Genomic DNA, 21,231 nt, shown 5'->3' on the forward strand with positions numbered 1-21,231 from the left:
GAGAGGCTTACTGCGGGATGTCGCCTTCGATGCCCTCAACATAGAAATTCATGCCAGCCAGGGTGCCATCATCGGCGGTTTCGCCTTCGGCCAACCAGGCAGAGCCGTCCTGTTTGTTGAGCGGGCCGGTAAAGGCGTGGTAGGAGCCATCCGCCAGCGAGGCCTTGATCGCCAGGGCGGCTTCTTTCACGTCGGCTGGAACCGCATCAGTGATTTCACCAATGCCAACCATGCCTGCGCCGATACCATCCCAGGTGCTTTTGCTTTCCCAGGTGCCGTCCATAACCGCCTGGGTCCGGGCGATGTAGTAGGGTGCCCAGTTGTCGATGATCGAGGACACACGCGGCGAGGGGGCGTATTCCGCCATATCCGAAGCCTGACCAAAGGTGATCACGTTGCCTGCCGCCTGGGCTGCTGCCTGTGGCGCGGTGGAATCGGTGTGCTGCAGAATGACATCAGCGCCCTGTTCGATCAGAACCTTGGCCGCGTCTGCTTCCTTGGCGGGATCAAACCAGGTGAAAGCCCAGACAATTTTGAATTCGACGTCGGGGTTTACTTTCTTGGCGTGAATATAGGCAGAGTTGATGCCGCGGATCACTTCGGGGATCGGGTAGGATCCGATGTAGCCCACAACGTTGCTCTTGGTCATGTGGCCCGCGATGGTGCCCTGAACGGCGCGACCTTCATAGAAACGTGCGGAATAGGTCGAGACGTTGTCGGCGTTTTTATAGCCGGTGGCATGTTCGAATTTCACATCGGGGAATTTGGCCGCAACGTTGATGGTGGGGTCCATATAGCCAAACGAGGTGGTGAAGATCAGGTCCGCACCCTGCAGCGCCATCTGGGTGATCACGCGCTCGGCATCGGGGCCTTCAGCGACGCTTTCAACATAGACGGTTTCCACCTTGTCGCCGAACTCTTCCACAACGGCCTTGCGGGCCTGGTCGTGTTCATAGGTCCAGCCGCCATCGCCCACTGGGCCAACGTAGACAAAGCCAACCTTGGTTGGATCTTCAGCCAGGGCGGCGGTTGCAAGGCCCAGGGCCACAGCGGCGCTGGTCATGAGGTTTGTCAGTTTCATCAAAGGGATCCCCCGTTAGTTTTGGTTGTGCCCGAGGATATTCCCCGGACAAGTCGTAGGCCGCTAGCCTTTTAATCAGCGGGCGGCGTGGAAGTTGCGGCCCAGGGCAGCAGGTGCGCTGCTTTTATCGGCCGATAGAATGACGAGCACCAGAATGGTGATCAGATAGGGCGACATTGCCAGATACTCTACCGGGATGGCAACGCCAGCTGCCTGAAGATTAAGCTGAACAACGGTCACACCGCCAAAAAGATAGGCGCCCAGCAGCACGCGCCAGGGTTTCCAGCTGGCAAAGACCACCAGGGCCAGCGCGATCCAGCCGATTCCCGCTGTCATGCCTTCGGTCCATTGCGGCACCCGGATCAGGCTGATGTAGGCGCCACCAAGCCCCGCGCAGGCGCCGCCAAACAGGATTGCAAGGATACGGATGCGCACCACCTTGTAGCCAAGCGCATGGGCCGCGTCGTGGTTTTCGCCAACCGCCCGCAGCACCAGACCAATGCGGCTGAATTTCAGTACTGCCCAGACCGCTGCGATGACTGCGATTGCCACATAAAGCATCAGATCATGGCCAAACAGGATCGGGCCAATAACTGGCAGATCGCTGAGCCCGGGAATATTGATCTTCTCCATCTGCGGCGGTTTGATGCCAACATAGCTTTGTCCCATCAGTGCTGACAGGCCGAGGCCAAACAGCGTCAGCGACAGGCCGGATGCCACCTGATTGGCCTGGGCATATTGCGTCAGGATCGCAAACAGAACCGAGAGCGCCGCACCGGCGCCCGCTGCGGCGACAAAGCCGAGGAGCGGAGAGCCGCTTTCCACAGCCGTGGCAAAGCCCGCCACCGCGCCAACGATCATCATGCCCTCGACACCGAGGTTCAGCACCCCGGATTTTTCCACTACCAATTCGCCGATGGCAGCAAACAGCAGCGGCGTCGCCGCCACCATGAGCGAGGCAATAAGCAGGACAGGGTTGATTGCAGAAAGATCCATCATGCGACCTCCGTTTTGCCAAGCGAGATGCGGAAATTGGTCAAAAGATCAAAGGCCAGCAGAAAGAACAGCAGCATCCCCTGAAAGACCTGAATGGCCGCCGAAGGCAGCTGTAGGTTCGATTGTGCAATATCGCCGCCAATGTATGTCAGCGCCATAAGGCCCCCGGCCAGCAGAATGCCAACAGGGTGAAGTCGGCCAAGAAAGGCGACGATAATGGCGGTGAACCCATAGCCGACGTTGAAATCGATCGACACCTGACCTGACGGCCCTGTGACCTCAAACATGCCCGCCAGACCGGCCAGCATGCCGGATGTGCCCAGGCAGAACAGGATCAGCCGGGTGGGGTTGACGCCTGCAAAACGCGCCGCGCGCGGGGCTTCGCCGGTCAGGCGGATATGATAGCCGGTCATGTGGCGGTTCAGCAAAACATAGGCAAAGATCACCGCAATCAGCGCCGCAACCACGCCCCAGTGCATACCGGTGCCAGCAATCAGCTCGGCGTTGTGGGCGCTGTCGTATTGTTGCAGGTTGCGCGATCCGGGAAAGCCATGGCCCTCGGGGTTTTTCAACAAACCCAGCGACATAGAGGCCAGAAACTGTTCGGCCACATAGACCAGCATCAGGGAGACAAGAATTTCATTAGTGCCAAAGCGCACCTTCAGAAAGGCCGGGATCATCGCCCAGATCCAGCCGCCAAAACCACCTGCAATGACCATCAGCGGAAAAATATACCAGGCCTCGAACGGGTAAAAGGCAAGGCCAACACCAGCGCCAAACAGGGCGCCCATGATATACTGCCCCTCGGCGCCGATGTTCCAGATCCCCGCCTTAAAGCCCAGCGACAGGCCAATGGCGATCAACACCAAAGGCGCGCCTTTCACCAAAAGCTGCGGGCGGTAATAAAAGGAAAACTCACCAAACAGCGGTTCCCAAAAAATGGTGCGAATGGCCTCTACCGGGTCTTTTCCCAGCGCGGCAAACAGCAGGCCGCCCGCAATCATTGTCGCCAGCACCGCCACCAGCGGTGTGGCCAGCGACCAGGCCTTGGAAGGCTGTGGCCGTTTCTCGAGCCGGATCATGCGGCCTCTCCCTGTTGTCTTGTTTTGCTCTTGCGGGGGGCGCGATCAGACATGCGCCACCTCCATGCCATGGGCCCCACCCATCATCAGGCCAATCTCTTCCACGCTCAGCCCGGCTGCGGGACGAGGCGCTGACAGGCGGCCTTCGTTTAGGGCGGCAAAGCTGTCTGAAATTTCCATCAGTTCGTCCAGATCCTGACTGATGCAGATCACCGCAGCACCGCCCGCAGCCAGATCCAGCAGGGATTGGCGAATGGCCGCCGCTGCCGAGGCATCAACCCCCCAGGTGGGCTGGTTCACCACCAGAACTTCGGGGCGTTGCAGTACCTCCCGGCCGATGACGAATTTCTGCAGGTTGCCACCCGAAAGAGAGCGCGCGGCGTTTTCGGGCCCCGGCGTGCGGACGTCAAACTCCTTGATCACGCGCTTTGCAAACTCTGTGGCCTCGGCCCATTTGAGAAAGCCATTCTTGACCAGCCCTTCGCGGGTGGCCCCGGTGAGCATGGCGTTTTCTGTCAGGCTCATATCCGGGGCGGCGGCATGGCCCAGGCGTTCTTCGGGGGCGGCCAGAACGCCCAGTGCGCGCCGGGCCACCGGTCCAAGACGGCCAATCGGCGTCGCGCCCAGTTTGACCGCGTCGGCCTGGGTCAGGACTTCGCCAGATAGAACCGACAGCAATTCATCCTGGCCATTGCCCGCCACGCCGCCAATGCCAAGGATTTCGCCGCGGCGTACTGTCAGATGCACATTGCGCAGGGCGGTGCCAAAGGCCGAAGGCGCAGGCACGGAAAGCCCGGAAATATCCAGGGCCATATCGCCAAACACGCGGCTGCCGCGTTCCGGTGGCGTCAGGGCAGATCCCACCATCAGTTCGGCCATTTCACTGGCCGAGGTTTCGGAGGGAATGCATTCGCCGACATTCTTGCCAAGCCGCAGAATGGTCGCATGATCACAGAGCGTTCGAATCTCTTCCAGCTTGTGACTGATATAAAGGATAGAGGTCCCCTCGGCGCGCAGTTTTTCCAGGGTCTGGAACAGGATTTCCACCTCCTGGGGGGTCAGCACCGAGGTCGGTTCATCCATGATCAGCAGCTTGGGGTCCTGCAACAGGCAGCGAATGATCTCGACCCGCTGGCGTTCGCCAGCCGAGAGATCGCCAACGGTGCGATAGGGATCCAGCGGCAGGCCGTAGGTTTCGGAAACATCGCGAATACGCGAGGCCAGGTCGCGCATCTTGGGTGGGTTTTCCATGCCAAGGGCAATGTTTTCCGCTACATTCAGCGCATCAAACAGGGAAAAATGCTGAAACACCATGGCAATGCCATCGGCACGGGCCTGGCGCGGTTCGCCCGGTGCAAAGGGGCTGCCGCGCAGCATCATTTCGCCGCTGTCGGGTTTGACCAACCCGTAAATCATCTTGACCAGGGTGGATTTGCCCGCCCCATTCTCCCCCAAGAGCGCATGCACCTCGCCGGTGCCAATATCAAAGGACACGGAATCATTGGCCACGACGCCGGGGTAGGCCTTGGTCAGGCCCTTCAGGCTCAATAGTACCTCTGTCACGCGCGCCGTTCCTTCTCTAACTTCATCTCTTTGCCGCTGGCCAAGGCCAGCAGTTCAGCCGCCACGCCAATCGCAATCATCTGCGGGTGTTTGCCCAGGGCCGGGGTTCCGATTGGGCAGGTTATGCGGGAAATCTCGGTAGGGCTATGGCCCAGGCCCGCCAAACGGCTGCGAAACCGCGCCCATTTGGTGGCCGATCCAATAAGCCCCGCAAAGGAAAACCCATGCAATAGCAACCCGTGGCATAGCGCCAGATCCAGCTCATGGGAATAGGTGAGAACCAGATGTTGTGCATTTCCCGGCGCATGACGCAGCAAAAGCGGCGGATTCGCGGTGGGCAGTTGGGTCACTCCGGCTGGGATATGTGCCGGATAGCGCGCGGCACTGGTGTCGACCCAGGTGATTGCCAGATCCGGCAGCGGGGCGAGCACATCCACCAGGGCGCGCCCGACATGGCCGGCCCCCCAGATCCACAGATCGGCCTGCGGTTTGTGCACTGGCTCCAGTATCCAGCCTTCGATCAGCTGCGGCGCCGGGCGTTGCCCGTGGCCGCGTTCCTGCGCCAAAAGACGTTTCACCGCCAAAGGCACCTGTCCCTCGACCTGTGATGCGGGGGTCACCGGGCGGGCAATGACATCCCCCGCCGCTTCCAGCTGCGCCAGATCCGCCTCGGTGTAGACCTCGCTTGCCAAAGTGACGGAGCCGCCACAGCACTGGCCAAGATCCGGCCCAAGTGCGTGGGTGCTCAGACGCAAAGAGACCTCCTGCCTGCGGGCCGCAGCCGCGGCCTCATACTCCAGCGCACCGCCGCCGATCGTCCCGCTTTGACCGCTGTCCCAAACCAGCATCGCCGCGCCCACCTCACGGGGGGAAGATCCCCGAATAGAGGCAATAACAACACGCACCACCCGGCCATGCCGGGTCAGGTGTCGGCGTAGATCACCCAGATCAAACCCCATCTGCCTGCCTCCGGACGCAGCGCCAGATCTCTTCGGCTGTGGCCGGCGCATTCAAGGCCGGATACCCCGTGCCAAACTGCGCCACCGCATCGCTCAGCGCCAGCCAGGCGGATATGCCCAACATGAAGGGCGGCTCGCCAACCGCCTTGGAACGGTAAATACTGTCTTCGCGGTTCTGCCCGGTAAACAGCGCCACATTGAACACATCCGGCCGATCAGAACAGGCCGGGATTTTATAGGTCGAGGGCGCATGGGTGCGCAGCGCCCCGCTGTCATCCCAGATGAGCTCTTCCGTGGTCAGCCAGCCCGCGCCCTGTACATAGCCGCCTTCCACCTGGCCAATGTCGAGATCAGGATTCAACGAGGCCCCGGCATCATGCAGAATATCGGTGCGCAGGATGCGGTTTTCACCAGAACGACGATCCACCACAACCTCGGTAATCGCGGCGCCATAGGCAAAGTAGAAAAACGGCCGCCCCTGTCCTTTGATACGGTCCCATTGCAGGTGCGGCGTCTTGTAAAACCCGGTGGCCGACAGGCTCACGCGTCCCTCGTAACACTGCTTGGCGGCCTCTTTGAAAGAGATCTCATCACCGCCAATACGCACCCGGTCGTCGGCAAAGACGACTGCATCAGCCTGCGTCTGATGCCGCTCTGCCAGATGGGCGGCCATACGGTCGCGCAGGGTGTCACAGGCGGCCTTGACCGCCATCCCGTTCAGATCAGATCCGGAAGAGGCCGCCGTGGCCGATGTATTGGGCACCTTGGCGGTATCGGTGGCGGTGATCTTCACGCTGTCCAGCGAAATGCCAAAGCGGCTGGCTGCCACCTGCGCCACCTTCTGAAACAAACCCTGGCCCATTTCCGTGCCGCCGTGGTTCAGGTGCACCGACCCATCCTGATACACATGCACCAGTGCCCCGGCCTGGTTCAGATGCGTCAGGGTGAAGGAAATACCAAATTTCACCGGCGAAAAGGCCAGCCCGCGCTTCAAATCCGGCTGATCCGCGTTCCAGGTGGCGATCTCGGCCTTGCGGGCCGCATAATCCGCGCTCTCCAGCAGCTGGTCTGTCAGCGCATGCAGCTCAAAATCGCGTACCTCCATGCCATAGGGCGTGGTGTTGTCCCGCGGCTTCATCTTGCCTGAAATACCTCGGGGGGAGGTCGCAGACCGGGGGGCAGCGCCCCCCTCCGACTCCTCATCAGGGGCGTCATAATAATTGCGTTGCCGCAGCTCGACCGGATCCAGCCCAAGATCATGGGCGATGTGGTCCATCACCCGTTCAATGCCAACCATGCCCTGTGGGCCGCCAAATCCGCGATAGGCGGTGGCGCTTTGCAGATTGGTCTTCAGGCGGTGGCTCTCGATGCGGATGGCGGGGATGGCATAGGCATTGTCGCTGTGCAGCATGGCGCGATCAGCCACCGGCAGCGACAGGTCCTGTGCCCAGCCACAATTGACCAGATGGGTAAAGGACACCCCCTCCAGCCGCCCGTCGCTGTCAAAGCCCGCCCGGTATGCAATCCGAAAGGCATGTCTTTTACCGGTGATCACCATGTCATCATCGCGGTCATACCGCATCTTGCAGGGGCTGCCGGTCTTGGCCGCCGCCACGGCGCAGGCCACGGCAAGGGCGTTGCCCTGGCTTTCCTTGCCACCAAAGCCGCCACCCATGCGCCGGGTTTCAACCCGGACGGCATGCATGGGCAGGCCGATGGCCTCGGCCACCTTGTGCTGGATTTCGGTTGGGTGCTGGGTTGATGAATTCACCAACATGCCGCCATCTTCCTGGGGCAGGGCCAGGGCGGCCTGGCCTTCCAGGTAGAAATGCTCTTGCCCGCCCAGGTCAAATTCGCCGGCGACCCGATGCGCGGCGGCCTCGATCGCGGCCTCGGCATCGCCTTTTTGATAGATGCGGGGGCCGTCCTCAAAGCGGCTGTTGGCGGCCAGGGCATCTTCCAGCGTCAGCAGGGCGGGTTCCTTGCTATAGCTGACGTCGCCCCTGCGCGCGGCGATCCGTGCGGCGCGGTGGCTCGTGGCCACCACCAGAAACAGCGGTTGACCAAAGTAATGCACGCTACCATCGGACAGGAGGGGCTCGTCATGGATCGAGGGCGAGACATCATTGCTGAAGGGCAGGTCCGCAGCGGTCAGCACGGCCACGACATCCGGGCTGGATTTGACCTGGGCCAGGTCCATTGCGGTGATCCGGCCCTTGGCGATGCGGGACAGGCCAAAAGCCAGGTGCAGTGCGTTGCGCGGCAGGGGCGTGTCATCGACATAGCGCGCCTTGCCGGTCACATGCAGTTTGGCGGCGTCATGGGGCAGGGGCTTGCCGACGGGCTGGGCGTTTTCAAGGCTCATAGCTGTACCTCCAGAACCGATTGGCTAACGCCTGAGGCAGCGGACAGATCGGTGAAATATCGGCTGAGCATGGTGCGCGCAGTTTCCAACCGGTATTCGGCCGAGGCCCGCATATCGCTGAGCGGGGTGAAATCGCTATCCAGCGCCGGGGCTGCTGCGGCAATGGTTGCGGCGCTCCAGTTCTGGCCGATCAAGGCGGCTTCCAGATGGGCGGCGCGTTTGGGCGTGCCCGCCAAGCCGCCAAAGGCGATGCGGGCCACTGTCACCTGGCCATCCTCTACCGTGATGTTAAAGGCTCCAAGCACGGCGGAAATATCCTGATCAAAGCGTTTGGACAGCTTGTAGACGCGCAGGCGGTCTGGTTGGCGCGGCAGGCTGACGGCTTCGACAAATTCACCGGGGCGGCGATCCTGCTTGCCGTAGTCGATGAAAAAATCCTCGATCGCGATGGTGCGGCGGTTGTCGCCCTGGCGCAGATGCAACTGTGCCCCCAGCGCAATCAGCGCCGGTGGGTTATCCCCAATCGGAGAGCCATTGGCGATATTGCCGCCAATGGTCGCCGCGGCCCGCACCTGCTGGCTGGCAAAGCGACGGATCATTTCACCATAAGAGGGGTGCAGCGGCGTCAGGGTGTCGCGGACCCGGTTCATATCGACCATGGCACCAAAGCGGATTTCGCTGTCATTGATCTCGATCTGTTTCAGATCTTCGCAGCCGTCCAGAAAGATCATCTGCCCCAGTTCGCGCAGCCCCTTGGTGACCCAAAGCCCAAGATCGGTGGCACCTGCCACCAGTCGCGCCTCGGGATTGGCCAGATACAGCGCGGCCAGCGCCTCGGCGCTGTGCGGCAGCATGTCGGCAGAGGCAGCTGCAGCCTCGGTAGCAGGCAGTGGGTCTGACGCGATCCACTGTGGTACGGGGGCGGTGGCGGCGGCTTCGGCGGCGCGAATGATCGGCGCATAGCCGGTGCAGCGACACAGGTTGCCTGCCAATTGCACATCATGGTCACTGGCACCGTTCTTATGGGCCGTGACCATCGACATCACAAAACCAGGCGTGCAGAACCCGCATTGGCTGCCGTGGTGGCTGATCATCGCCTCTTGAACGGGGTGCAGCGTGCCGTCGGCGTCGCTGGCACCTTCAACCGTGCGGATGGATTTCCCGTTTAGCTGCGGCAGAAACAGAATGCAGGAATTCAATGGCTTGGAGCCAGCCTTATCACTCACCATCACGGTGCAGGCGCCGCAGTCTCCCTCATTGCAGCCTTCTTTTGTTCCCGTAAGCCCGCGCTCTTCGCGCAGAAAGTCAAGCAGTGTTGCCGCAGGATCAAGATCCTTGAGCACTACCTCTTCACCGTTCAGATGAAAGGTGATTGTCATCGTGTGAAACCCGTCGCCTTACGTGAACCACCCTTGGTGCCATGCTTTCGATGCGACGTAGAAAGTATGGCGGGCCTTGCATATGCTTGCTGGACATAGCCTACGAAGCAGTCTCTTGTTCTGGCAAGAAAAAGTGACTCTGCCCTGCAGCATTTCATGACGAAATTATATTGCCGTATACAGGGGCATGCCGTTATTTTTAAAGCACTTCCTTTGTGGTGTCCCCAGAAAAACCTATATCAGCCCGCAGGACTTTCAAACCGTATTTGATAATGGCCAGAGGTTTCCTGCCTGAATTCGCTGAAAACGGCAGCCTTGGGGCGTCTTGTTGCTGCTTTTTGGGGCAGGGTGCAGAGATCTGGCACCCGGTAAATGCTGTGCTGACAGGCAAGATCGGCTCTTATCCTTGCGCGGGCGATGGGCTAGTTTGTGCGCATGACAAATGCTCCGCGATTCATCCACCTGCGCACCCATACCGAATATTCGTTGCTGGAAGGCGCCCTGCGCCTGAAAAAGCTGCCGGATCTGTGCAAAGCCAACGATATGCCCGCCATTGCTGTGACCGACAGCAATAACCTGTTTTCGGCGCTGGAGTTCTCTGTTTCGGCCAGCGGGGCGGGGGTGCAGCCGATCATTGGCTGCCAGATGGATCTGCGTTTTGTCGAGCCCGCGCCGGGCGAGCGGCCCCAGCCACCCGCGCCACTGGTTCTGCTCGCCCAGAGCGAAACCGGCTATGAATGTCTGATGAGGCTTAATTCCTGCCTCTATCTGCGCCAGGGCAGCGAACTGCCCTATGTGACGCTGGAAGATCTTGCGCAGAATGCAACAGATGTGATCTGCCTGACCGGAGGCCCTGACGGGCCGGTTGGGCGGCTCTTGCGTCAGGGGCAACGTCCCGCCGCAGAAGACCTGATGCAGCGGCTGAAGGCGATTTTCCCCAACCGGCTGTATGTGGAGCTGCAACGCCACCCTGGCGAAGACGGCCAGCCCGAAGCGGAAAAGCTGACCGAACGCGGCCATGTCGAAATGGCCTATGCGATGGAGCTGCCGCTGGTGGCGACCAATGATGTCTATTTCCCCAAGACGGAAATGTATGAGGCACATGATGCAATGATCTGCATCGCCGAGGGGGCCTATGTTGACCAATCCGAGCCGCGCCGCCGTCTGACTGCGCAGCACTATTTCAAAAGCCAGCAGGAAATGGTCACGCTCTTCGCGGACCTGCCAGAGGCAATTGAAAATACAGTTGAAATTGCGAAGCGCTGTGCGTTCAAGGCCTATCTGCGCGACCCCATCCTGCCAAAGTTCGCCGATGACGAGGTGGCAGAGCTCCGCCGTATCGCCAATGAGGGGCTGCAGCAGCGCCTTGCGGTGATCCCCCACGCGGATACCGTTGAAAAATATCAGGAACGTCTGGATTTTGAACTGGGCATCATCGAAGGCATGGGGTTTCCCGGCTATTTCTTGATTGTTGCCGATTTCATCCAATGGGCCAAGGACAACAATATCCCGGTCGGGCCGGGCCGGGGGTCCGGTGCGGGATCATTGGTGGCCTATGCGCTGACGATTACCGACCTTGATCCGCTGCGCTACAGTTTGCTGTTTGAACGTTTCCTCAACCCGGAACGGGTGTCGATGCCTGACTTTGACATCGACTTTTGCATGGATCGCCGAGAAGAGGTGATCAAATACGTGCAAGAAAAATATGGCCGCGACAAAGTGGGGCAGATCATCACCTTTGGTGCGCTTTTGTCCAAGGCCGCGGTGCGCGACATGGGCCGGGTCTTGCAGATGCCCTATGGCCAGGTTGACCGTCTGTCCAAGCTGATCCCGGTTGAAGGCGTCAAGCCGATGTCCATTGTGGACAGCTTGAAAGAAGAGCCACGCCTGCAGGAAGAGGCCAAGAACGAACCGGTGGTGGACCGGCTCTTGAAATATGGCATGCAGGTTGAGGGGCTGTTGCGCTCGGCTGGTACCCACGCGGCGGGGGTGGTGATTGGCGACCGGCCTCTGGATGCGCTGGTGCCGCTTTACCGCGATCCGCGCTCAGACATGCCGGCCACCCAGTTCAACATGAAATGGGTGGAACAGGCCGGGTTGGTCAAGTTTGACTTTCTTGGTCTGAAAACCCTGACGGTGATTCAAAACGCGGTGGATCTGATCAAGCAGTCCGGGCGCGACCTACATACGGCGGCCGATGGCACCCAGCTCTATGAACCGCCCGAAGGTGCGGTGAATGAAATTAACGCCATCCCTCTGGATGACGAGCCAACCTATAAACTCTACTCAGCGGCGAAAACCGTGGCGGTGTTCCAGGTGGAATCTACCGGCATGATGGATGCGCTGAAACGGATGAAACCCACCTGCATCGAGGATATCGTCGCCCTGGTGGCGCTGTATCGTCCGGGGCCGATGGAAAACATTCCCACCTATTGCGAGGTGAAAAACGGTCTCAAAAAGATCGAATCCGTGCATCCGCTGATCGACTATATCCTTGAGGAAACCCAAGGCATCATCGTCTATCAGGAACAGGTGATGCAGATTGCCCAGGTCATGGCGGGCTATTCGCTTGGCGGTGCCGATCTGTTGCGCCGGGCCATGGGTAAAAAGATCAAAGAGGCGATGGACGCCGAGCGTCCCAAATTCGAAAAGGGCGCGGCAGAGAATGGCGTGCCTGCCAAAAAGGCGTCGGAAGTTTTTGACCTTCTGGAGAAATTCGCCAACTACGGCTTTAACAAATCCCACGCGGCGGCCTATGCGGTGGTTTCGTATCAGACGGGCTGGCTCAAGGCGAACCACCCGGTTGAATTCATGGCCGGGGTGATGAACTGCGATATCCATCTGACGGATAAGCTGGCGATCTATTTTGAAGAGGTCAAAAAAGGCCTAGGCCTGCCCTATGTGCCGCCCTGCGTGAATCGCTCTCTGGCGACGTTCAACGTGGTCAACGGCGAACTGGTCTATGCGCTGGGCGCGCTGAAAAACGTTGGCATGGATGTGATGCGGCTGGTGGCGGATGCGCGCCGCGAAGATGGCCAGGAACGTCCCTTTGTCAATCTGTTTGATTTCGCCCGACGGGTGAACCTGAAAAAGATCGGCAAACGCCCACTGGAGATGCTGGCCCGCGCCGGGGCCTTTGATCAGCTGGACCGCAACCGCCGCCGGGTGTTCGACAGTCTTGAGGGATTGGTGAACTATTCAAATGCGATCCACGAACAGAAAAATTCCAATCAGGTGTCGCTGTTTGGCGAGGCCGGCGATGACCTGCCCGAACCGCGGCTGGCCAGCACCCCGGATTGGCTGCCGGCAGAGCGGCTGTCGGAGGAATTCAAGGCGATTGGCTTCTACCTGTCGGGCCATCCGCTGGACGATTATATGCCCGCCTTGAAACGCAAGGATGTGATGACCCTGGACGAGGTCATGGCCAAGGCTGAGCGCGGTCCCTTCATGGCAAAGATGGCAGGGGTCGTCGCCGGGCGGCAGGAACGGAAATCGGCGCGTGGCAATCGCTTTGCCTTTGCGCAGCTCTCGGATACCACCGGCGGCTTTGAAGTGACGATCTTTTCCGATGTGCTGGAAAAAACGCGGGAGTTTCTTGAAACCGGATCAAAGGTAGTGATCACCGCCGAGGCGACGATGGAAAGCGACCAGCTGAAACTGCTGATGCGCTCTGCCGGGCCGGTGGATGCGGCAATTGCCGATGCCGGGCGGTCTTCGCTGCGGATCTATCTGGATGATGTGACGGCGATTAGCACCGTGGCCAAGGTGCTGGAAGATGCCAAGACGGCCGCCCGCAACGCCAACCCCGGCGCCATCTACCTCTATCTGCAGGATCCCGGTCTGCCGGGGGACGTTGAAATGGATCTGGGCCAGCCCTTCCCGATCAACCCGCAGATCAAGGGCGCGATCAAATCGCTGGAAGGCGTGATGGAGGTGGAAGAGATCTGAGGCGCCGCTTGCGCAAGTTGGATCTTCCCGCCGATGTGCTGATCCTTGCGCCGCGCCCCTAGTAGTGGGGCGGGCGTTCGTCACCAAAGACATGCGCGCCGCCGCTGCCTTGTTCGCGGGTGGCTTCGCGTTCCATCAGCATCCGCACCCGTTTCGACAGGCGGTCAATCTCGTTCTGTTGCGCGGCCACCACGTCGCTCATCTCTTCGACGGTGCGGGTGAGATGGGCAATCTGTTCTTCCAAAGCCTGCATCGTGTCCTCCTGGGCTGATCTGTTGAGCGGGGCTGCGCAACGTCATATGGCGGTTCCCCTTGCCGGTCCATGCCCAAGACGCGCAGGCTGGCCGGGTCAACGCGATTTATTACAGAAAAGAGCGCCCCAATGCCCCAGAGAGAGACCTGCCCCCCCTCGGTTACCAGCCATACCGAGGCAGGTATTACCACCATCACCCTGTGTCGGCCCGCATTGCGCAACGCGGTGGACCCTGCCACGGCCCGCGCGCTGTATGCTGCATTTATGGATTTTGAGCTGGATCCGGCGGCGCAGATTGCGGTGCTGACCGGGGCAGGGGGCGCTTTTTGTGCCGGGTTCGATCTGAAATCCGCTGGTGGCGGAGAGGCCGATGCCTGGCTTGCCAGCCTGGATATCCCCGAAGACTGGCACAATCCGATGGCTGATCCGCGCCCCGGTCCCATGGGACCCAGCCGCTTGATGCTGACAAAGCCGGTGATCGCAGCAATCGAAGGCCCGGCTGTGGCGGGTGGCATGGAACTGGCGGCCTGGTGCGATCTGCGGGTGATGGCCCAAGATGCGGTTGCCGGGGTCTACTGCCGCCGCTGGGGTGTGCCCTTGATCGATGGCGGCACCCTGCGCCTGCCGCAGATTCTGGGCCAGGGCCGGGCCAATGATCTGATCCTCACCGGCCGCCCCTTTGACGCGCCAGAGGCCTATCAGGCCGGGTTTGCCAATCGGCTCTGCGCGCCGGGCGCGGCGCTGGTCGAGGCGCAGGACCTTGCGCGCGACCTTGCGCGCTATCCGCAGGCCTGTCTGCAGGCAGACCATCTGTCGGCCCGCCAGGATCCGGCAGTACTGGCGGCCGGGCTGCGGCGGGAATGGCGCTCTGCTGCTGCCTTTCTGGCCGAAGGCCGCGTCGGGGCGCAGCGGTTTGCGGCGGGGCTGGGACGCGCCGGGGATTTCACCAAGATCTGACACCACCCGACCTGTGCATCTGTCGCAGGGCTGTCATAGCTGATTGCTAGGCAGCGCCGGATTGCCCCCTTTTGATATGCGGGCGGTTTGACTCTGCTACCTTGCTCATAGGGGCGGCTTGGGCTAGACCGCGCGGCGAGTAAATGACCCAAACCCACCCGTGAGGAGGCCTTTTCATGGCCAAGATCAAGAAACAGCCCCGTCCCAAGGCGGCGACGCCCAAGGGATTTCGTGACTATTTCGGCGAAGAGGTGACACAGCGTTCTGAAATGCTGCGTACCATCGCGGGTGTTTACCATCATTACGGGTTTGAAGCGCTGGAGAGCGCGGCGGTGGAAACCGTCGAGGCGTTGGGCAAGTTCCTGCCCGATGTCGACCGCCCCAATGCTGGCGTCTTTGCCTGGCAAGAGGTCGACGAGAACGATCCAGACAGCAACAAGGGCGACTGGATGGCGCTGCGCTATGACCTCACTGCGCCGCTGGCGCGGGTCTATGCCCAGCACCGCAACGATCTGCCCGCACCCTATCGGCGCTATGCGATGGGGCCGGTCTGGCGCAATGAAAAGCCGGGACCAGGGCGCTATCGCCAGTTCTATCAATGCGATGCGGATACTGTCGGCACCGCCTCGATGGCGGCGGATGCGGAAATCTGCGCCATGCTGTCGGATACGCTGGAAACTGTCGGCATTCCACGCGGCGACTATCTGGTGCGGGTCAACAACCGCAAGGTGATGAACGGCGTGCTGGAGGTCATGGGGCTGGGCGATGACCAGCTGGCCCGTGACAATGTGCTGCGCACCATTGACAAGTTCGACAAGGTTGGTGAAGTCGGCGTGCGTGAGCTGCTGACCAAGGGGCGGCTGGATGCGTCCGGCGCCTATATTGATGGCGTTGGCCTCAGCGAGGATCAGGCAGAGCCGGTGCTGGCGTTCTTGACCTCCAAGGCCGCTGATGTGGCCAGGACCTTTGAAAACCTGCGCGCCGCTGTTGGCAGCTCGCAGGTGGGCCTGGACGGCATTGGCGAGCTGGAACAGATCGGTGATCTGCTGGCCGCGGGCGGTTATGGCAGTGATCGCATCGAAATTGATCCCTCTATCGTGCGCGGGCTTGGCTATTACACTGGCCCGGTATTTGAGGCCGAGCTTACCTTTGACATCCTGGACGAAAAGGGCCGCAAGCGGCAGTTCGGCTCTGTTGCGGGGGGCGGGCGCTATGATGATTTGGTCAAGCGCTTTACCGGTCAGGAAGTGCCGGCGACGGGTGTATCCATTGGTGTTGATCGCCTGCTGGCGGCGCTGCGCGAAAAGGGCCGCCTAGCCGCGACCCCCACCGGCCCGGTGGTGGTGACGGTGATGGACCGAGACCGCATGGCTGACTATCAGGCCATGGTGGCGGAGCTGCGCAATGCGGGCATCCGCGCCGAGGTCTATCTGGGCAACCCAAAGAACTTTGGCAACCAGCTGAAATATGCGGACAAGCGCAACTCACCCGTCGCGGTGATCGAGGGCGGCGATGAAAAGGCCAATGGGGTTGTTCAGATTAAAGATCTGATCCTGGGCGCCAAGATCGCTGAAAGTGCCACTCTGGAAGAGTGGAAAGAACGCCCCAGTCAGTTTGAAGTTCCGCGTGGCGATCTGATCGCCAAGGTACGTGAAATTCTTGAAAGTCAGGGCTAAGCCATGCCGGATCGCTCTTCTACATTGGCGTTGGCCGCACGGCTGCGCATGACCTTTGAGGCCGCAGGGGCTCAGGTGGTGGATCCGCCGCTGTTGCAGCCTGCCGGTACCCTGCTGGATCTGTACGGTGAAGATATCCGGGCGCGGGCCTATGTGACGTCGGATGCGGTGCGTGGCGAACAGATGCTGCGTCCCGATTTCACCCTGCCTGTGGTGCAGATGCACATGCGCGAGGGGGCGGAACCGGCCCGCTATACCTATTCTGGCGAGGTCTTTCGCCGTCAGGAACAGGATCCGGATCGCGCCAGCGAATATCTGCAGGTCGGCTATGAGGTCTTTGAACGCGATGACCCGGCCGGCGCTGATGCCGAGGTCTTTGCGCTGATCGCGCTGCAGCTGCGCGGCCTGCCCCTGCGGGCGGCAACCGGTGATATTGGCATCCTGATGGCTGCGGTTCAGGGGCTGGACACCACCGAGGTGCGCAAGGCCGCCCTGATGCGCCATATCTGGCGACCCCGGCGGTTCCGCGCCTTGCTGGATCGCTATGCCGGGCGCAGCCCGGTGCCCGAGGCGCGCCTGAAACTGCTGTCTTCTGAGGGGGTGCTGACTGGATCCGCCCCGGTGCTGGGCAAACGCAGTGAGGCAGAGGTGGATGCGCGGATCGACCTGTTGCGGGCGGATGCTGCTGCGCCGCCGCTGGCCGAAAATGAACTGCTGGCGCTGGAGGCGCTGATGGCGGTGCGTGAAACCGTGCCCTTTGCCCTGGAACAGATGCGCGATATCGCGGTGGATCTGCCGGCCATCACCCCGGCGCTGGATCGTCTGGACACCCGCGTGGCGGCGCTCAAGGCGCGCGGCATCGATATTGATGGCCTGGATTTCGAGGCCTCCTACGGGCGGACTTCAATGGAATATTACGATGGGTTTGTCTTTGGCTTTTATGCCGCAGCGCGCCCTGATCTGCCGCCGATTGCCAGTGGCGGGCGCTATGATGCGCTGACCCGGCAGTTGGGGCAGGACGGCGATATTCCCGCCGTTGGGGGCGTTTTGCGCCCGGATCTGATGCTGATGCTCGAGGAGGGTCAGTCATGAGCCTGAAACTGGGAGTACCGTCCAAGGGGCGGCTGATGGAAAAGACCTTTGATTGGTTTGCCAAGCGGGGCCTGACGCTGTCGCGCACCGGGTCAGAGCGCGAATATGCCGGCGCCATCGAAGGTGTGCCGGGTATGGAACTGGTCTTGCTGTCCGCTGGTGAAATCCCGCGCGAACTGGCGGCGGGGCGGATTCATCTGGGTGTCACAGGCACCGATCTGGTGCAGGAAAAGCTGCCGCTATGGGAACAGCAACTGCAAGAGCTACAGCCGCTGGGCTTTGGCCATGCGGATTTGATCCTGGCGGTGCCGCAATTCTGGATCGATGTGGATACGCTGGGGGATCTGGACGCGGTTGCGGCGTCGTTCCGGCGCCTGCATGGGCATCGGTTGCGCATTGCCACCAAATACCATCGGCTTGTGCGTGAATTCCTGACCGAAGCTGGCGTGGCCGACTACCAACTGGTGGATAGCCAGGGCGCTACCGAAGGCACGGTAAAGAACGAGACTGCCGAAATGGTGGCCGATATCACCTCTACCGGGGAAACCCTGCGCGCCAATCACCTGAAGCTATTGTCGGATGGTCTGGTGCTGCAAAGTCAGGCGACCCTGTGGCGCAGCCGCACGGCGGACTACACGCCCGAGGAACGCCAGACGTTGAAGGCGATGAATACCCTGATCCTCGGCTAGGTCATGGCTGCGCAGTCGGCTGTGCGCGCTGAACAGGGGCAGGGGGCTTCTCCCGTCCGTTGCCAAGGCACCTTTGGGGACAGAGGTGCCCTTGTGAAGGGGCTTTGTGTCAGGGAAGGTTCAGGTGGCGCGCCCAGGGTAGAGCCTGCTGCGCAGGGCTGCGGTGCAGTCTTCGCCCTATCTAGCGGAGCAAAGGGAGCGGGCGGAGGTTAGATGACCCCAATTTCGGCCAGCGCCTGGGAAAGCTCCAAGGGCAGGGGGACTTCTGCTGCATGGCCTTTGGGTAAATCGGCCGGGCTGTCCTCTGGTTTCAGATACCGCCAGCCCTGAAAGGGGCGTTTGATTGCCGTGTGGGTGCGCAACAGCACCGGATCCAGAACAATGGCGCAGCGGCGCACCCCGTCGTCACCGATGAGTTCATCCAGGCGCAGGATGCGCTGGCGGCATTGAATTTGGCCCTTGATGACCCAATATATTGATCCGCCAGCCAGAATTTCGGCTGCACGTTTGGGCCACATGCGGGTGACATGGCGGGGCAGGCCTTCGGGCAGGCTATGGCGGGTTGTGTCTTGCCAGTCTTGCAGACCCTCAACGCTTTCAGTGCCAACCGAGAGTTTCACCAGATTGATGTAGTTATCCACAGCTTCCCCACAGAGTCGTCCAGAGCGATACCTTTATATAGTGTTCAAATCCTTTTCGCCAGCAAGATATTGTGGTACACTCGGTAATTATTTATCAAGGTTCCGTGTTTTCGACGTTGAGGATCGGCGCCTGCCTGTAGTATCGAAGCCGCCACTTACCTTCCGATGCTGATCAATAGGGAATCACTATATGAGCCGCTTTGCTGCCCCCATCGCCGCACAAATCTGGGATATGAAATACCGTTTCAAGGAAGCGGATGGGACCCCTATTGACGTGACTGTCGAGGACAGCTGGCGCCGGATTGCCCGCGATCTGGCCCGGGCCGAAGACAAGCCCGATGTCTGGGAAGAGAAATTCTATGAGGCGCTGGAAGATTTCAAATATCTGCCCGCAGGCCGCATCACCGCAGGCGCCGGCACGGCGCGTCAGGTGACCCTGTTCAACTGTTTTGTCATGGGCACGGTGCCGGATAGCATGTCGGGGATCTTTGACATGCTGAAGGAAGCGGCGCTGACCATGCAGCAGGGCGGCGGTATCGGCTATGACTTCTCGACCATCCGGCCCCGCGGTGCCGATGTGAAAGGCGTGGCGGCAGATGCCTCTGGGCCGCTGTCCTTCATGGATGTCTGGGATGCCATGTGCCGCACCATCATGTCTGCCGGATCACGCCGCGGCGCGATGATGGCGACCATGCGCTGTGATCACCCGGATGTTGAGGCCTTCATCACCGCAAAATCTGATTCCGCACGGCTGCGTATGTTTAATATGTCTGTGCTGATCAGCGATGATTTCATGGAAGCGGTGAAGGCTGATGGCCCGTGGGAGCTGCAGTTCGATGGCAAGATCTACCACACGGTGCAGGCGCGCGATCTGTGGAACAAGATCATGCAGGCCACCTATGAATATGCCGAACCAGGCGTGATTTTCATCGACCGGATCAACAAGGCCAATAACCTGTCCTATGTTGAGGAAATCTGCGCCACCAACCCCTGTGGCGAGCAGCCGCTGCCACCCTATGGCGCTTGCCTTTTGGGGTCGATCAATATGGCACGGCTGGTATCCAACCCGTTTGAAACCGATGCAGAGCTGAACCAGGCGGCGATGCAGGAGCTGGTCGCCACCGCAGTTCGCATGATGGACAATGTGGTGGATGTGTCCAAGTTCCCGCTGGAAGCCCAGGCAGCCGAAGCACAGGCGAAGCGCCGTATTGGCCTTGGCGTGACCGGTCTGGCCGATGCGCTGCTGATGCTGGGGCTGGAATATGGCACCGACGAAGCGGCGCGTCAGACCGACCGTTGGCTGCACGCGATTGCCCGCGCCGCCTATCTGGCCTCGGTGGATTTGGCCAAGGAAAAGGGTGCCTTCCCGCTGTTCGATGCTGACGCCTATCTGGCGTCGGGCAATATGATGAACATGGATGATGACGTGCGCGATGCCATCCGCGAACATGGGATCCGCAACGCACTGCTGACCTCTATCGCCCCCACAGGCACCATCAGCCTCTATGCGGGCAATGTCTCCTCGGGGATCGAGCCGGTCTTTGCCTACGCATATACCCGCAAGGTGCTGCAGAAAGACGGCAGCCGGACGGAAGAAGAGGTGGTCGATTATGCCGTGCAGATGTACCGCGAGAAATTTGGCGCCGATGCCAAGCTGCCCGGCTATTTTGTCAACGCCCAGACCCTGTCGCCTTCGGCCCATGTCAAAATGCAGGCGGCTGCGCAGAAATGGATCGACAGCTCCATCTCCAAGACCATCAATTGCCCTGAAGACATCAGCTTTGATGATTTCAAGGACGTCTACATGCAGGCCTGGGATCAGGGCTGCAAAGGCTGCACCACCTACCGCCCCAACGATGTGACCGGCTCGGTTCTGTCGGTCTCTGAAAGCGCTGATACCGCCCCCGGTGAGAGTGCCGACGCGCCACAGGGGAGCGATGTGGATGCCAATGGCGCGGAAGTGGTCTACATGTCCGAGCCGCTGGACCGGCCGCAAAGCCTGGAGGGGCACACCTACAAGCTGAAGTGGCCGGATTCGGAACATGCGATCTATCTGACGATCAATGACATCATCATCAGCGATCACCGTCGCCCCTTTGAGGTCTTTATCAATTCCAAGAACATGGAGCACTACGCCTGGACCTTGGCGCTGACCCGGATGATCTCGGCTGTGTTCCGCCGTGGCGGGGATGTCTCCTTTGTGGTGGAAGAGCTGAAGGCGGTCTTTGATCCACGTGGCGGGGCCTGGGTGCAGGGGAAATACATCCCCTCGATCCTGGCGGCCATCGGGGGCGTGATCGAGACCCATCTGGTCAAGACGGGCTTCCTGGAAGGCGAAGGCATGGGGCTGAAATCCGACCCGCAGGCAGAGGTGGTGAGCCTGAACGCCCCGCGCGGCAAACCCTGCCCAAGCTGTGGCCAGTTCGACCTGCAAATGGTGGAAGGCTGCATGACCTGCCGCAGCTGTGGACACTCCAAATGCGGTTAGGTGTTTGATCCCACGGATGTAGTGTAGGACCCACTAAATCTTGTCCATTTCCGGGGTAATTT

15 protein-coding genes are annotated in these 21,231 nt (G+C 60.6%); 6 read left to right on the forward strand and 9 right to left on the reverse strand.

The genetic code is table 11. The features are described 5' to 3' along the window. Nucleotides 1–7 precede the first annotated feature (7 nt). The 7 genes from ACN0VH_RS19235 to xdhA form a co-directional block, all read right to left on the reverse strand. Nucleotides 8–1,081, reverse strand: a complete 1,074-nt coding sequence (locus ACN0VH_RS19235) for a BMP family ABC transporter substrate-binding protein (protein WP_278924322.1) — start codon at nucleotides 1,079–1,081, stop codon at nucleotides 8–10. Between the two features lie 75 nt (nucleotides 1,082–1,156). Further along, nucleotides 1,157–2,077 (reverse strand): ABC transporter permease, encoded by a 921-nt coding sequence (locus tag ACN0VH_RS19240; protein ID WP_278924347.1) that lies wholly within the window; start codon nucleotides 2,075–2,077, stop codon nucleotides 1,157–1,159. After that, complete coding sequence (locus ACN0VH_RS19245) at nucleotides 2,077–3,159, reverse strand: ABC transporter permease (protein ID WP_278924323.1); 1,083 nt, start codon at nucleotides 3,157–3,159, stop codon at nucleotides 2,077–2,079. The genes ACN0VH_RS19240 and ACN0VH_RS19245 overlap by 1 nt, the downstream gene beginning before the upstream one ends. 45 nt (nucleotides 3,160–3,204) lie before the next feature. After that, nucleotides 3,205–4,722, reverse strand: a complete 1,518-nt coding sequence (locus tag ACN0VH_RS19250; protein WP_278924324.1) for an ABC transporter ATP-binding protein — start codon at nucleotides 4,720–4,722, stop codon at nucleotides 3,205–3,207. Beyond that, nucleotides 4,719–5,681 (reverse strand): xanthine dehydrogenase accessory protein XdhC, encoded by a 963-nt coding sequence (gene xdhC / locus ACN0VH_RS19255; protein WP_417702038.1) that lies wholly within the window; start codon nucleotides 5,679–5,681, stop codon nucleotides 4,719–4,721. Before xdhC ends, ACN0VH_RS19250 begins: the two co-directional genes overlap by 4 nt. Beyond that, the gene (xdhB, locus tag ACN0VH_RS19260; RefSeq protein WP_417702040.1) at nucleotides 5,671–8,046 is read right to left on the reverse strand and encodes a xanthine dehydrogenase molybdopterin binding subunit; all 2,376 of its coding nucleotides are present in this window, start codon (nucleotides 8,044–8,046) and stop codon (nucleotides 5,671–5,673) included. The genes xdhC and xdhB overlap by 11 nt, the downstream gene beginning before the upstream one ends. Further along, nucleotides 8,043–9,425, reverse strand: coding sequence for a xanthine dehydrogenase small subunit (gene xdhA, locus ACN0VH_RS19265; protein ID WP_417702042.1), 1,383 nt, complete (start codon nucleotides 9,423–9,425; stop codon nucleotides 8,043–8,045). The genes xdhB and xdhA overlap by 4 nt, the downstream gene beginning before the upstream one ends. A gap of 435 nt (nucleotides 9,426–9,860) precedes the next feature. Between xdhA and dnaE the strand changes: the two genes are divergently transcribed. Then, on the forward strand, nucleotides 9,861–13,373 hold the full coding sequence (gene dnaE / locus ACN0VH_RS19270) for a DNA polymerase III subunit alpha (RefSeq protein ID WP_417702044.1): 3,513 nt from the start codon (nucleotides 9,861–9,863) through the stop codon (nucleotides 13,371–13,373). A 58-nt stretch (nucleotides 13,374–13,431) separates the two neighbouring features. Here the strand turns inward: dnaE and ACN0VH_RS19275 are convergent, their stop codons facing one another. Then, nucleotides 13,432–13,626 (reverse strand): SlyX family protein, encoded by a 195-nt coding sequence (locus tag ACN0VH_RS19275; RefSeq protein ID WP_278924329.1) that lies wholly within the window; start codon nucleotides 13,624–13,626, stop codon nucleotides 13,432–13,434. Nucleotides 13,627–13,755: 129 nt separating this feature from the next. On the opposite strand from ACN0VH_RS19275, the gene ACN0VH_RS19280 reads away from it, so the two are divergent. From ACN0VH_RS19280 to hisG, 4 genes are all read left to right on the forward strand, one after another. Continuing rightward, the gene (locus tag ACN0VH_RS19280; protein WP_417702045.1) at nucleotides 13,756–14,583 is read left to right on the forward strand and encodes a crotonase/enoyl-CoA hydratase family protein; all 828 of its coding nucleotides are present in this window, start codon (nucleotides 13,756–13,758) and stop codon (nucleotides 14,581–14,583) included. A gap of 176 nt (nucleotides 14,584–14,759) precedes the next feature. Next, a complete protein-coding gene (gene hisS, locus ACN0VH_RS19285) occupies nucleotides 14,760–16,259 on the forward strand; it encodes a histidine--tRNA ligase (RefSeq protein WP_417702047.1) in 1,500 nt (499 codons plus the stop codon). 3 nt (nucleotides 16,260–16,262) lie between these two features. Further along, nucleotides 16,263–17,351 carry an ATP phosphoribosyltransferase regulatory subunit gene (locus ACN0VH_RS19290; protein ID WP_417702049.1) on the forward strand — a complete coding sequence of 363 codons (1,089 nt, stop codon included), beginning with the start codon at nucleotides 16,263–16,265 and terminating at the stop codon, nucleotides 17,349–17,351. Then, complete coding sequence (gene hisG, locus ACN0VH_RS19295) at nucleotides 17,348–18,040, forward strand: ATP phosphoribosyltransferase (protein ID WP_278924333.1); 693 nt, start codon at nucleotides 17,348–17,350, stop codon at nucleotides 18,038–18,040. The genes ACN0VH_RS19290 and hisG overlap by 4 nt, the downstream gene beginning before the upstream one ends. A 209-nt stretch (nucleotides 18,041–18,249) precedes the next feature. On the opposite strand, the gene ACN0VH_RS19300 is transcribed toward hisG, so the two are convergent. After that, entirely contained in the window at nucleotides 18,250–18,681 is a 432-nt protein-coding gene (locus ACN0VH_RS19300; RefSeq protein ID WP_278924334.1) for a DUF1489 family protein, read from the reverse strand. 190 nt (nucleotides 18,682–18,871) lie between these two features. Between ACN0VH_RS19300 and ACN0VH_RS19305 the strand changes: the two genes are divergently transcribed. Next, the gene (locus ACN0VH_RS19305; protein WP_278924335.1) at nucleotides 18,872–21,169 is read left to right on the forward strand and encodes an adenosylcobalamin-dependent ribonucleoside-diphosphate reductase; all 2,298 of its coding nucleotides are present in this window, start codon (nucleotides 18,872–18,874) and stop codon (nucleotides 21,167–21,169) included. Nucleotides 21,170–21,231 lie beyond the last annotated feature (62 nt).

Source organism: Pseudophaeobacter sp., from assembly GCF_048267565.1.
Classification (GTDB): Bacteria; Pseudomonadota; Alphaproteobacteria; order Rhodobacterales; family Rhodobacteraceae; genus Pseudophaeobacter; species Pseudophaeobacter profundi.